Genomic DNA, 12,266 nt, shown 5'->3' on the forward strand with positions numbered 1-12,266 from the left:
TGGACCGGTCCCGCGCGGTGATCGACTCCTCGCACTTCCGCGCGGCCCGCAGTGGCCCAAACAAGCGGGCCCAGCCGGGCAGCAAGCACCACCTCGTCGTCGACGGCCAGGGCATCCCGCTCACGGTGTCGCTGACCGACGACAACCGCAACGGCGTCACCCGACTCCTGCCCTTGCTCGACAAGATCCCAGCCGTCGCAGGCCGGGCCGACAGACCCCGCCGCCTGCTCTCGCACGCGGACCCGCTGGGAACGACGCGACGCCATCCTCGAGATGACCGACACCATCCACGAGATGCTCGCCGAGCGGCAGTTGCTGCCCCCGCAGGATCCCTGCGGGGTCAGCAACTGCCGCAGCGCCTCCCGCAGCGCGGGTATCGCCAGGTTGGGCACGCCGCGCTCGACGCACGCGTATCCAAAGTCGTAGAGCGTGCGGGCCATGCCCGGCGGGGGTCAGGGCGTCGGCGGCGGTCCTCAGGTCGTCGAAGCCTGCACTCCTGGCGGCCCGGGCGGCCACGAGTGCGAGCTCGTCGATCGGCAGGTCGTCGGTGCCATGCCGCAACTGGCGCAGGGCACCCGGGACGTCCCCCTCATCGAGGGCCTGCCAAGCCTGGAGGAGTTCAGGGGTCTTGGGGCGGCGATTCCCGCGCGAGAATATGCCAAGGATCTTCTCCGGTGATCGCTGTCCCCCTCAACCGCATTACGCGGGCGGGAAACAGGCCGCCACATCACCGACAACCCGGTAAGGATGGCGACTCGAACCCCCTGCGGATCATTTCGGTTCGACGATCATGCGATCGCGGCTCGTCACCTCACCATTCCCAGCCGCCGACGGAGCCAGCGTTGTGGCCGAGTCCTTCTCGCCCATCCGACAAAGACTGGCGCAGCCGAGGAAGTCGTGAACATGGGATCGCCTTGAGGGGGAAATCGGACACGGAAGCCAACAGTGAGAAGCCGAGCGGTCCATCGGTCCGCGCAAGCGACAACTGGGAGTGTCCAATGACGAGTTACGGCGGATCTTCTGCTGCGTCTGCAGGTTCACGCACCAATGGTCTGGCGATCGCGAGTCTGTGCTGCGGTATCGTCGGGCTGTTCATACTGAACATCATTCTGGGCCCCTTGGCCATCGTTTTCGGCGCTGTCGCTCGCCGTCAGTCGGCGGTGAAGGCGGGCGGAGGAATGGCGAAGGCCGGAATCATCCTCGGTATCGTCGACGTGGTTGTGTGGATAGTGCTCCTCATCGTGGCCGCCAACAACGGTGGATTCGGTTGGTACGTGGGCGGCTAGCACTCTGACCTCACGAACCCATCGGTCGGCGGTCTTGCCGGTGATGCATGGGGCGGCGCCCAAGCCGAGTCAGAGACAGGGCAGTTGCACGTGCTGGGGTGTGATCAGGTTGACAGGCCGAGGAACACCTCACGGATGCCGTCCCCATGCTCTCGACGGACGCGTAGGCACCCGAAAATTTTGGAGTCACGGAATACTCCGAGGTCGGACGGCCGGGGCCCCTTTCACAGATCAAGTCACGGAACTCGTGCCGTTGCAGAAGGCTTCTGCATTCGTCGCGGTCGAACCCGAGAGGGCTGGGCCAGCCGTGAGGGCGTGGCGGCCTTCCTGGAGGTTGGCGCCGGAGTTGGCGTTCCGCCGGGAGTCCGGTTCAGCGGATCACGAACGTCATCGCGCTTTGAGCGGGCAGCGCGACGGTGAAGGAGCCGTTCGACATGCCGGTCGTGCCCTGGGACGTGACGTTCCTGCTCGCATCGGTCAGCCAGGAAGCAACAGTGGATCCGGCGCCGTTCGCCAGGGTGAACTGCTGACTCACCGCAGCGCTCCCCTTGTTCACCGCGACGACGACCGTGGAGCCGCCGCCCCGGTACGCGGAGACGTAGACGTTCGTCGCCGGATTCGCCGTCGCCCCGATCCGCACATATCCGGGTCGCACGAACCTGGCGAAGTGCGCCATGGCGGCGCCACGCTTGCTGATCTTGCCGTCCTCACGCATGGGGCCGTAACTGCGCCGGATGTACCACCAGATGTAGGCCTGGAACTCGGCCTCCACCATGGCCCGGTGGATGTGCTCCCCCACATCGAGCGCCTGCGGCCAAAGGTCCGCCGAATCCGAGCTGTTGGGGTAGTACACCTCCGTCATCCACAGCTCCTTGCCCGCGCCCTTCTGCTTGAAGAGGGGATAAGGGAAGTTCGCAAACGACGTGCCGTAGAGGTGGGCTCCGATCACGTCCACGTTGGCGAGCGCCACCGGGTCGTTGAGGATCGGGTCCGACATGTTCTTCAGGTACTGGAAGGACTCCGGCGCAATGACCCTGGTGCCGATCGAGCCGGCGTTCTCGCGCAGGAACCGGACCATTTCGGCGGGGGTCCACCACGTCCAGTCATGTGCGTAGTCGGGCTCGTTCTGCACCGAAATGCCGTACAGATTCACTCCGTTGTTCCGGAGGTGGGTGGTGAAGTCGTTCAGGTGCTGGGCGTAGGCGCCGTACATGCTGTACTTGAGACGTCGCGCGTCGGTCTGGCTGCCGCGGACGAAGGTCTCCACCATGGAGGCGGGCGGATTCCAGGGTGACGCGATGACGGCGGCTCCGAGTTCCGCCGCGCGTTTCGCCGTCGCCAGATCTCGGCTCCAGGCTGCCCGGTCCTCGGGCACAGGGATCCGCAACAGGGTGAAACCCAACTGGCCGTCGCCGGTCCCGAATGCCATGTCCCGCTGAGCCGCCGTGAGATCGCCGATCCACGCGGCGTGGGCCATACCGCCGAAGCCGCGGATCGTCTGCCGCGTTGCCGACGGATCGATGACCGCCGCGGCGGCTGCCGCCATGACCCCGGCGTCAGAGGCCCTCGCGACCGACGCCGTGGCGGTGAGGACGGGTAGGGCCCCCATCGTCGCCACGATGGCCCTCCGGCTCGGTAATCTCCGCCCCTCGAAGGGCTCATTCTGACTCTGTGTCATGTCTCCTCCTCTTGGCTGCAGCTCCTGCGCCGGACCTTCGCGGCTGCGCCTGCCCGAACGGGAGCGGGCGTATGGGAGCGCTCCCATTGCCATGAATGAGCACACGCGAGCTGTCTCGACGGTACGTGGTGTCGATCATCACCCCGGGACCGCTCTGCGGAGCACCGGGCGCCAACGTCGTTCGATATCATGAACGTTGTCCAAGTGGCAGACCTGACGAAAGCTAACGAGGCCAGTCACCACGGTCAAGCCCCACGACACACCCACTCCACTGTGGCGCCCCTACACCTACAGGGTGGCGGCGGCTCCGGCGCAACAGCAGCCGCACCCGGTTCGGCGGCTACGCGCCCGTGGCCGACTGGAAAACCTACTTGCTCGCTCCGGTCGGTCATGGAAAAGTGTGCCGCGCTCTACGACCTTGCAGACACACGCATGACGAGGAACGAAGCCTATGTTCTCGGCGTCCCCCAGCGGTCGCCGTCGGCCCTGAGTGCCCGCTCCGCGGCAGCCTCAGCCGGCCACGCTGTTCCCCACGGCGGCCCCACGATGCGATGCCTGACGCATCGCCACTCTCCGCCCCGAGCGTCCAAGGTTCGCCGGGGGCTCCTCCAGAGACTTCGTGAGGTCACACCCATCGTGGACATCCAGGTCCAGAGCTTTGCCGTCACCAATCTCCGCCGCCGTCCCGTGGTCGTCGAGACCGGCGGCTTCATCGCCGGGTTCACCCCCGACACCGACAACCCCTACATGAACTACGCGACACCGCTGCCCGGCGCCGAGCCGACGGAGCAGGACGTCGCCGCGCTGATCGCCATCTTCCGGGAACGGGGCCTGCTGCCCCGACTGGAGTTCGCCCCGCAGGCCGCTCCCGCCGTAGCACCCGCCCTGCGGGCGGCAGGCTTCGGCACCGAAGCAGTGCACGAATACCTCATCTGTACACCCCGCACGCTGGCTCTTCCCCGGTCCGGCGTCTCCCCGCACGTGGAAAGCCCGACCACCGACGAAGAGTTCACCGAGCTCGATGCCGCCCTTGCCGAGGCATTCGGTGGCGTCTTCGACCCATCGCCGCAGGGGGCGGTCCGGCTGCGCCGCACCCAGCAGAGCGGCGGAGCGGTGCGCTTCGTCCGCGACCCGCGGGGCGGCATCGCCGGCGGGGCGTCCTGCTCCCCTCCCGCTGAGAACACCGCAGAACTGACCGGCGTCGGCACCCGCCCCGCCTGCCGTGGCCGCGGCATCGCCGCCGCGGTCACCGCGTCGCTGACCGAAGCCATGTTCCACCAGGGAGCCGGATCAGTCTGGCTGGAGTACTCCGGCGAAGGATCCCGCCGCGTCTACGAGCGCGCCGGCTACCGGCCGCAAGGCACTCGCCTCTACCTCTCCTTGCCGCCGGCGCAGCAACCCTGACCGCATCACGGCAGCCCGGTTTGAGCACACGCTTCTGACGTCCCCGTTGGCCGCGGCTTCACGCCCCCGATGATCCGCAGCAGAGCGACACGACAGCGGAGTAGCGGCTGCGCGTCAGGTGAAGTCGGGCGCCAACTCGCCCAGAAAGGCCGCGAGGCTGTGCGGGTCACGGCGGGCGATATTGTGCCCGACGGGGATTTCGTGAACCCGCCAGTCCGGGTCGTCGCGCAACCGGTCGGTCAGGGCCAGAAACGGGCTGCCGACCCACGCACCACCACTGATGAACGTCCGGCCCGGCGCGCGGCCGGGGTTCCCTTCCAGCCTGATCGACTGGACAAAGCTCGCCATGGGATGCGGCCGCGCTCGAGGGTCCAGCCCCTCAGGGACCGCGACCCATCGGCCATCGGCGCGGGCGCCGGCTACAAACAGGTCCCGGAAGCTGTCACTGGTCAGCGACCAACACGAATCCCCGTCGTTCGGGACATAGGCATCGATGAAGACGAGCTGCTCGAGGCGGTCGCCGAGCCGATCCGCGACTCCGGCGATCACCATCCCGCCGTAGCTGTGCCCGCACAGCGCGAGGGGTGTTTCGCCGCTCCGTTCAATGATCTCGGCCACCTGGTCGATATGAGTGTCGAGGTTCGGCGGACGGTCCACATCGGCCGGGCCGTCCAACTCCAACCCTGCCAAAGTCACCGCCTCGACCTGGTGACCATCTCGACGCAGCTCGGCGGCCACCGAGTCGAACACCCAACCGCCCTGCCAACCACCCGGCACCATGACGAATTTCACCGCGACATCGTAGATCGCGCACCTCCCCATGAGTCCAGCTGCTGGCCGCCTGCCTCGGCACAACCCCGCCCGGCAGCCGCGAACAGGCACGCCCCGGTAGGCGCCGAAGTGGTCGGCTGGGCCCGGCTGACGTGCGCTTTGAGCTCCGCGTCCCGCAACGCGCGGGCGGGCGCCAGGACTTCACCGAGACCGACTACGCCCGCCTGCTCGATGCCGCACACCAGCCGCTCGGCGGCGGCCAACGTCTTGGTCGCACCTTGAACACGCACGTCAGGCACACCAGGCAGGAGCTGACCGAGCCCGCAATCATGGCTGACCCATTACCAGTTGCCGCCACAGGCTCCGGAGTTCCGGAGTTCAACCCGGCCGCGGCCGTGTGGTCGCACCTGAAGAGCTCCCTGGCCCAACTCACCACACACAGCCTCGACCAGCTAACCCACTGGTGACGTCGCGACCGAAACGGATGAAGTGCCGCCCGCCTCATCGAGGGTCTTGTCGCCAGGACCGGACTTCACCTGCAACCGCCGTGACCCAGCCATCAAAAAAATCTTCAGCAGGTCAACCGGCGCGTCGTGGGCTGTTGCTGCAACGGCAGGCGTCATCGGCCGAAATCGTGCTGCCTGTTCTGCCCCTCTGGAACGACCATGGGCCCCATCAACGGCTTTCTCACCCCTGGGCCGTACCCGTAGTGGAGTGCGACCGCCACCCGCACCATGTCCGTGAGCCAAAGAGGATGTAATGCTCCGCATTCATTTCACCCCCCATGACCTGCAGAATATTCGAATTCTCCGCAAGCCGGATCCGTTGTGGGAGCTGATCTGCAGTATGTGCCGCCTGGACACAGGACAGGGGCCACTGGAATTCGGCCACTGGCGTCGCTCAGTTCGCGCCAGAGTGGAGGTCGACCGGGTTCTGGGGGCGGCTCTGCAGCCGTTGCGGACATTGGTTCCCAACATCGGCTACATTCCCGATTTCCTCACACCTCCGACCACTGGAGGGGAGCTGTCCTACGCACTTGACCTGGTGCGTGGCACCTCGCGAACTCGGCTCGTACGCGAACTGACTCGGCTCGGTGACAGCCAGGTTCTGCCGAGCTGGACCGTGGCGCTGGGCAGGCCGGGGGACAAAGGACTCGCCATGCTGATCCGCGCACTGGATGTGTACTTCGGCGCCGCGTTGCAGCCACACTGGTCCCGGATCCGAGCGGTCGTCGGCAATGACATCGACCTGCGCACGCGCACCCTTCTCGACGGGGGCACTCAGGCCCTGCTCAACGACCTGTATCCGTTGGCCCGTTGGAAGCCCCCTGTCCTGGAGGTCGACTACCCGGTACGGCGTGACCTCCGCCTCGAAGGCCGCGGTCTGCTCCTCGTCCCGTCCTTCTTCTGCTGGCGCCGAGCCACCGCCCTGGCCGATCCCGCTCTGCCTCCGGTACTCGTCTACCCCGTCGCGAAGACGCCCTTGGACGTCGCCCGGGCAACGGGGGACGGCGTTGGACGCCTGCTCGGCCGCACTCGGGCCGCCATCCTGGCCGATGTCGCTCGGCGGGACGGTCGTACCAGCTCCGAAGTCGCCGAAGCCGTCGGTATCGCCCCGGCCAGCGTGAGTTATCAGATGGACGTTTTGCGGGCCGGAGGACTGGTGGAAAGTCACCGCGCCGGCAAATACGTCCTGCACTCGGCAACAGCATTGGGTTTACGGTTACTCGACGTGCGGTGACTGCAACATTTCGAACCCCATTGAACTGTTTGAACTTCGCGTCCACCGATGCCAATGTGGCGGCCGTCCTTGCGATTGACTGTTTGAGCCCTGTGCGTTGCACCGGGCCGAACCAGGGGGAAGACCGCATGAGATATTCCGCACGACCAGGAGGAAACCAGGCGCCGCGCCGCCGGGCGATATGGGCGGGGGTCCTCGCACTGCTGGCCGGACTGTTTTCGACGGCTCAGCTCGCCGGTGCAGACAGCGCGTCCGCGCTGCCGCCGCCTCCCCAGCCGGCGATGAATTGCGACAAGCCGTGGGTGATCATCAATGCCTACGGCACAGCCGAATATGTGGAACCGGGTGTGACCACACCGTACGGATCCATCGGCGTGAACGACACCTACGTCCGGGCGGTGACCGCGGAGCTCAACTCGCGGGGAGTGCCAAGCAGCGACATCACCGCACGCAATCTGCCCTATCCCGCGTCGGCGATCGACTGGGACCTGCCGTGGCCCCCCTTCCTGGGCGACAATCCGGGACCCGACGACTACTGGGAGTCGATGTGGAAGGGCCGCGACGAACTGGTCCGTGAGATCGAGTTCTACTCCGACTGCCCGAGCCGCCCGACCTTGGTGCTGATCGGGTACTCGCAGGGTGGACAGGTGGTCAAGAACTCCCTCGCCAACGCTGCCGTCGCCGGGGACCAGCGCCGTTCCGACTCGGTGGGCGCCGCCATCACCATCGGGGACGCGTCCCGCCACAACGGCCAGACCGGGATGGCGCAGAGCAGACAGATGCTGACCCTCAACCGCGACTACCAGGAGACCACCACCACCATCGACCGCGGCGGACTGATGCAGCGGGTGCCGGTGCCGTCGGTCTTCGCCGGATTCATCGGTGACGGACGGTACTTCGACGTCTGCCGCACCGACGACCTCGTGTGCAACAAGCCGGGACGCCCCGGCACGGGCAACTGGTTGGCGGAGTTCGGCCTGAGTATCGACGACGGTACGACCAACCCGCCGCACATCGCCTATCGGGACAACGCCCGGGTGAACGGGAACCCGGTGATCAGGTGGCAGAACGAGCAAGGTGGACGTGTCGCGGCCGATGTCGCCGACCGTGCCGTCGCCGCGGCGGTCGCCCAGCGGAACATCGTCCACCCGCCGCCCGAACCGGAAGTGCCGCCCGGCACCACGCCGGTCGAGATGTGGGCGACCGACGTCAACGTGCGCACGGCCCCGACGACCGACGCCGAGGTCACTCATCGGTTCCCCAGCCCCACCACCGTCTACGTGCAGTGCCAGAAGCGCGCCGAGCCGGTGACTGACGGCGGTGTCACCAACGACGTCTGGTCCTATCTGCCCGTCCAGCACGGCTGGATCAGCAACCTCTATCTGCGCGGCCCCGCATGGATTCCCGGCGTGCCGGAGTGTGCGGGCTCCACTCCCCCGCCCGACCAGGGGCTCTACCACTGCGACATCGGGGGTGACCCCGAGAGCTGGTGCGCCCGGGTGACCGGCATCGACCCGGGATCGTTCCTCGGCATGTACAACGAACCGGACTACGATCACGGGCGCAGTTCGTCCTACCAGGGCCACAACGGCGACGAGCTGATCGTGCTCTGCTGGACGACGGGTGCGGTCGACGCCGACGGCACCGGCAACCGGTACTGGTTCTTCGCCGACACCGGTGGAGCCCTGCCGGGCGGTTACGTCAACGATCACTACCTGACGACAGGCAAGTTCGCGGACTGGAGCCAGGTCATCCCACCCTGCTGAAACCGCCGGATGACACACCCACCTGGGGCGGCCGTGCACACGCGGCCGCCCCAGGCACGACGCTTCGAGGCATCTGGTCTCCTCTCGCCGTCACAGCGGGTCGTGGAACGGCGATTTTCGGCCTCAAAGAGCCTCCCTGGCCCAGGGATTGAGGGTTCACAGATGAACGGGAGTTGGCTACCCCCGCCCCGGGGCCGCGCCACGGCCGCGGAGCCCGACCCCCGGCCTCTCCCGGTCAGCGGAACCTGGCCTGCCCGGCCCGCCCTCGACGAAGTTGCGCATGCCGATCTCGCGGTCCTCGGTGGCGAACAGCCCGGCGAACCCGTTGCGTTCGATCGCGAGCCCGATGGCGAAGGCCTCGTCCGCCTTCACCTGGCCGCCTGTGAAGACGAGGCCTTGGCCTTGATGATGACCACCGCGTTCCAGGGTGCGACCTCAGGCCTGCACCGCGATGACACGGGCGTCGCCTCGGCGCTGATCAACACCGGCCAGCAAATCGGCGGCTCCATCAGTACGGCGCTCCTGACCACCGTTGCCTCGTCGGCCACGACCGACTACCTGACGTCGCACAAGCCCAGCGCGCCGGCCGCAGCCCAGGCCGGGGTCGAGGGCTACACGGCCACCCTGGCGTGGGGCTCCGGGTTCTTCGTGGTCGGTGCGGTGATCGCGGCGTTCCTGATTCCGAATCGGGCCCTGGAGCCGTCCGAGGGCGAGCCCGTGATGGCCCACTGAGCCTGGATCCACCCTAGAAATGCCCTGCTACCTGCGATGACTGTTGTCCTCAGGACACCAATCAGCGCAGGAAAGCAGGGCATCTCGCGGTGGTGGCCGGCCCCCACCGGACGGACGCCCCCTGCCCGCCTTTGCCGTGTGTGGTACCCCGACCCCACCCTGGAAACCGATCGGTTTTCTTTTCGTTCGGTTCGCGTTAACCTCGCAGTATGACCACCCAAGTGAGACCAAGCCCCAGGGAGCGGCTGCTGGAGGCGGCGGCCACGCTCACCTACCGAGACGGTGTCAGCATCGGCATCGACGCATTGTGCAAGGCCGCGGGAGTATCGAAGCGCTCCATGTACCAACTGTTCGACAGCAAGGACGAACTACTGGCAGCAAGCCTTTGAGGAGCGCGCCACCGCCTTCGTGGCCGGGCTCCTGCCCGCGGCGAACCACGGCGGTTCGCCGCGCGAGAAGATCCAGCACGTCTTCGAGCAGGTGGAACAGCAGGCGGGCGCACCCGAGTTCCACGGCTGTCGGTACCTGTCCGTGCAGATCGAGCTCAAGGACCAGAGCCACCCCGCGAGCCAGGTGGCCCATCGAATCAAGGCGAACCTGACGGCATTCTTCCGCTCCCAGGCCGAAGCGGCCGGCGCGCACGATCCCGACCTGCCGGCCCGGCAACTCATCCTGGTCTTCGACGGCGCCAGCGCCCGTGCGGGTATCCAGGCCGACAACCTGACCGGGCTCGTCACCCCTGCGAACAGGCTCGGAGACCGGGGCGCTCTCCGAGCCGACAGCGGTCGGCGGCAGGTCTCGCCGACCGCCGAAATGCACGATCTCCCCCAGAGCCCCATCCAACCCGCGACCGCCACCTCAATAGCGGGCAGGGATGTCTTCCCTTCTCCACGCCAAGGCCGCGACGAGTAGTGCTGTCTTACCCGGGGCTTTCGAGGCCCCAAGCTCGCCCGACGCTCGCCACCAGCACCGCAGTGACCACAGCAGCCCGCTCGATGAAGTAGCGCTCCACCGCGCCCTGACCGACGTCGGCGCCACGCACGATCGCAGACAACGCCCTGCGCAGCGACCGGGGCGGCTACTTCGACATCCAGCCGCAGCTACCTACCCAGCGCCGCGGCGGCGAGGACGTCCACGGCAGCTGGTTCGGCCAGCCATCGTTCGGCGCATACGCGGTGGCCAGCGTCCGCAACGCGGTCAAGGTCGACGACGACGTACCGCTGGACTTCCTCGGCCCTCTCGGCTGCGGTCTGATGACCGGCGCCGGCACCGCCGTCCGGCGCTGAATCGCCAGGCCTGGCTGCGCTGCCGTGTATCCGTTCTGGATGTGGGCCCGCCGGGGGCGGTGCACTGTGCGCGGATCAGCGGGCGATCGAGATCGCGAAGGGTGCGAATCCGCTGGAGCGATTCACGTGCGGTACGAACAGGATCGCGGCCTCCGTGGCGCGGGCGGTCTGGATCCCGCCGAGATCAGTGATCCACTTCTTACGCCAGCCGAGGTCGATGAGCAGCTCACGGACGGTCTGCTTGGCCTGTGGGTCGTCGCCGGAGAGGAAGGCGTCGGGCGCCTGGGTGAGCGTGGCCGGCGCGGTCATCACCGGGAAGAGCATGGTGTTGAGTGTCTTGACGACGCGTGTTTCGGGGAGCGCTTCCTGGAGTTGCTCGGCGAGGCTTGAGCCGGGGTAGATCAGGTCGGCGGGCAGTCCGTCCGGTCCGTCGACGGTGGCGTTGGAGACGTCGACGAGGATCGTGTCGCGCAGTTCCTCGCGCAGGGCGACGAGCCCGTCCAGCGAGCCGGCGCCCGGGGTGGCGTTGATGACGATCTGGGCTGTCCGGGCAGCGTCGGCGGCGGCGCCCGGCGCGCGGTCCGCCACGGTCACCTCATGCCCTGCCCGGGTGAGGGCTGTGGCCAGGTTGCCGCCGACGCGGCCGTTTCCGAGTACTGCGATCGTGGTCATGATGATCTGCTCCTTCGTGCAGATTGTGGTGCGCGGTCAGCGGGAGAGGGTGGCGACGGCCTCGGCGTGGACGCCGGGCGCGGCGGCCAGGAAGCTCTCGCTCTGCGGGGTCCAGGGGCGTCCCTCGGCGTCGGAGATCTGTCCGCCGGCCTCGGTGACGAGCAGCGCTCCCGGCAGCAGGTCCGCGCGGGCGCCGGCGAACTGCCAGAAGGCGTCGATGCGGCCGGCGGCCACGTTCAGCAGGTGCAGGGTCGCGGGCACGGCGGTGCGGACGACGAGCGCGTCGAAGAGCATCGCGGTGATCGAGGAGCCGACGCGCCGCACGACCTTCTCGTCCTCGTCCGGCCGGGCCTGGCTGGTGGCCACGAGGCTCAGGCCGAGGTCCGCGGTCTCGGAGACGCGCAGCGGCCGGCCGTCGAGGTAGGCGCCCGCGCCGGTGAGCGCGGTGTAGGTCTCGCCGGTCAGCGGCAGGTGGACCGCGGTGAGCACCGGCTGGTTCTCACGCACGAGGGTGGCGGTCACCGCCCAATCCGGCAGGGCGTGCAGGTGGTTGACGTTGCCTTCGGCCGGATCCACGACCCACCATTCGCCGGACGGCAGCGCCCCGCCGTCCAGCTCGTCCTCCACCCAGCCGGCGTCCGGGCGCAGGCGTGTGAGGCGGGGGCGCAGGATGTCGAGGGCCGCGTCGTCGTTGGCGGCGAGTGCGCGCATCAGCTCTTCGCGGGTCTGGTAGCGGACCACCTCGCCGAAGCGCTTGTGCAGCGCCGAGCCGGCCGCGCGTACGGCGATCGCGGTCTGGCCGAGCAGGTCGGCGTCGGAGGCGGCGGCGTCAGTGGTCTGAAGCGTTTCGGGCATGGCGTTACTCCCGTGTGAGGAGGGGTGATGAGGAGGCCGATCGGACCACGCTGTGCGTTCCGTCTTGCGCTCTCAT

The 12,266-nt window shown here is 67.8% G+C and carries 11 protein-coding genes and 4 pseudogenes; 9 read left to right on the forward strand and 6 right to left on the reverse strand.

What is annotated here, in order from left to right; translation table 11 throughout:
- Window positions 1-17 precede the first annotated feature (17 nt).
- The 3 genes and pseudogenes from TN53_RS49515 to TN53_RS48270 all read left to right on the forward strand — a co-directional run.
- Window positions 18-137: pseudogene (locus TN53_RS49515) on the forward strand (IS5/IS1182 family transposase); the annotation flags it as partial.
- Between the two features lie 136 nt (window positions 138-273).
- On the forward strand, window positions 274-426 hold the full coding sequence (locus tag TN53_RS48265) for a hypothetical protein (protein WP_234441579.1): 153 nt from the start codon (window positions 274-276) through the stop codon (window positions 424-426).
- A gap of 572 nt (window positions 427-998) precedes the next feature.
- On the forward strand, window positions 999-1,286 hold the full coding sequence (locus tag TN53_RS48270; protein WP_046258538.1) for a DUF4190 domain-containing protein: 288 nt from the start codon (window positions 999-1,001) through the stop codon (window positions 1,284-1,286).
- Window positions 1,287-1,656: 370 nt separating this feature from the next.
- On the opposite strand, the gene TN53_RS12280 is transcribed toward TN53_RS48270, so the two are convergent.
- Window positions 1,657-2,964 carry a glycoside hydrolase family 30 beta sandwich domain-containing protein gene (locus TN53_RS12280; protein WP_046258539.1) on the reverse strand — a complete coding sequence of 436 codons (1,308 nt, stop codon included), beginning with the start codon at window positions 2,962-2,964 and terminating at the stop codon, window positions 1,657-1,659.
- A 636-nt stretch (window positions 2,965-3,600) separates the two neighbouring features.
- On the opposite strand from TN53_RS12280, the gene TN53_RS12285 reads away from it, so the two are divergent.
- Complete coding sequence (locus TN53_RS12285) at window positions 3,601-4,368, forward strand: GNAT family N-acetyltransferase (RefSeq protein ID WP_046258540.1); 768 nt, start codon at window positions 3,601-3,603, stop codon at window positions 4,366-4,368.
- A gap of 114 nt (window positions 4,369-4,482) precedes the next feature.
- Here the strand turns inward: TN53_RS12285 and TN53_RS12290 are convergent, their stop codons facing one another.
- Window positions 4,483-5,160, reverse strand: a complete 678-nt coding sequence (locus tag TN53_RS12290; RefSeq protein WP_234441580.1) for an alpha/beta fold hydrolase — start codon at window positions 5,158-5,160, stop codon at window positions 4,483-4,485.
- On the reverse strand, window positions 5,157-5,429 hold the full coding sequence (locus tag TN53_RS47250) for a hypothetical protein (RefSeq protein ID WP_159038124.1): 273 nt from the start codon (window positions 5,427-5,429) through the stop codon (window positions 5,157-5,159). The genes TN53_RS12290 and TN53_RS47250 overlap by 4 nt, the downstream gene beginning before the upstream one ends.
- Here TN53_RS47250 and TN53_RS49520 point away from each other — a divergent pair.
- From TN53_RS49520 to TN53_RS12305, 3 genes and pseudogenes are all read left to right on the forward strand, one after another.
- Window positions 5,331-5,690, forward strand: a pseudogene (locus TN53_RS49520) (IS630 family transposase); the annotation flags it as partial. The gene TN53_RS47250 and the pseudogene TN53_RS49520 overlap by 99 nt on opposite strands.
- Window positions 5,691-5,898: 208 nt before the next feature.
- Window positions 5,899-6,879: a winged helix-turn-helix domain-containing protein gene (locus tag TN53_RS12300; RefSeq protein ID WP_046258541.1), complete on the forward strand. Its 981-nt coding sequence runs from the start codon at window positions 5,899-5,901 to the stop codon at window positions 6,877-6,879.
- Between the two features lie 347 nt (window positions 6,880-7,226).
- Complete coding sequence (locus TN53_RS12305) at window positions 7,227-8,645, forward strand: cutinase family protein (protein ID WP_159038125.1); 1,419 nt, start codon at window positions 7,227-7,229, stop codon at window positions 8,643-8,645.
- A 249-nt stretch (window positions 8,646-8,894) separates the two neighbouring features.
- Here the strand turns inward: TN53_RS12305 and TN53_RS12310 are convergent.
- Window positions 8,895-9,059, reverse strand: a pseudogene (locus tag TN53_RS12310) (enoyl-CoA hydratase/isomerase family protein); the annotation flags it as partial.
- Between TN53_RS12310 and TN53_RS12315 the strand changes: the two are divergent.
- Both TN53_RS12315 and TN53_RS12320 read left to right on the forward strand, forming a co-directional pair.
- Entirely contained in the window at window positions 9,051-9,377 is a 327-nt protein-coding gene (locus TN53_RS12315; protein WP_046258544.1) for a hypothetical protein, read from the forward strand. The pseudogene TN53_RS12310 and the gene TN53_RS12315 overlap by 9 nt on opposite strands.
- 209 nt (window positions 9,378-9,586) lie before the next feature.
- Window positions 9,587-10,118: pseudogene (locus TN53_RS12320) on the forward strand (TetR/AcrR family transcriptional regulator); the annotation flags it as partial.
- Window positions 10,119-10,738: 620 nt separating this feature from the next.
- Here TN53_RS12320 and TN53_RS12325 read toward each other — a convergent pair.
- Window positions 10,739-11,335, reverse strand: coding sequence for an NADPH-dependent F420 reductase (locus tag TN53_RS12325; RefSeq protein WP_046258545.1), 597 nt, complete (start codon window positions 11,333-11,335; stop codon window positions 10,739-10,741).
- A gap of 36 nt (window positions 11,336-11,371) precedes the next feature.
- A complete protein-coding gene (locus TN53_RS12330; protein WP_046258546.1) occupies window positions 11,372-12,190 on the reverse strand; it encodes an inositol monophosphatase family protein in 819 nt (272 codons plus the stop codon).
- Window positions 12,191-12,266 lie beyond the last annotated feature (76 nt).

Source organism: Streptomyces sp. WM6386, assembly GCF_000972385.1.
Classification (GTDB): domain Bacteria; phylum Actinomycetota; class Actinomycetes; order Streptomycetales; family Streptomycetaceae; genus Streptomyces.

What these genes read in the sequence shown, in the direction of transcription:
- TN53_RS48265 (WP_234441579.1), top strand. Translation starts at nt 274, where the DNA reads ATGACCGACACCATCCACGAGATGCTCGCCGAGCGGCAGTTGCTGCCC.
- TN53_RS12280 (WP_046258539.1), bottom strand. Translation starts at nt 2,964, where the DNA reads ATGACACAGAGTCAGAATGAGCCCTTCGAGGGGCGGAGATTACCGAGC.
- TN53_RS12300 (WP_046258541.1), top strand. Translation starts at nt 5,899, where the DNA reads ATGCTCCGCATTCATTTCACCCCCCATGACCTGCAGAATATTCGAATT.
- TN53_RS48270 (WP_046258538.1), top strand. Translation starts at nt 999, where the DNA reads ATGACGAGTTACGGCGGATCTTCTGCTGCGTCTGCAGGTTCACGCACC.
- TN53_RS12325 (WP_046258545.1), bottom strand. Translation starts at nt 11,335, where the DNA reads ATGACCACGATCGCAGTACTCGGAAACGGCCGCGTCGGCGGCAACCTG.
- TN53_RS12330 (WP_046258546.1), bottom strand. Translation starts at nt 12,190, where the DNA reads ATGCCCGAAACGCTTCAGACCACTGACGCCGCCGCCTCCGACGCCGAC.
- TN53_RS12315 (WP_046258544.1), top strand. Translation starts at nt 9,051, where the DNA reads ATGATGACCACCGCGTTCCAGGGTGCGACCTCAGGCCTGCACCGCGAT.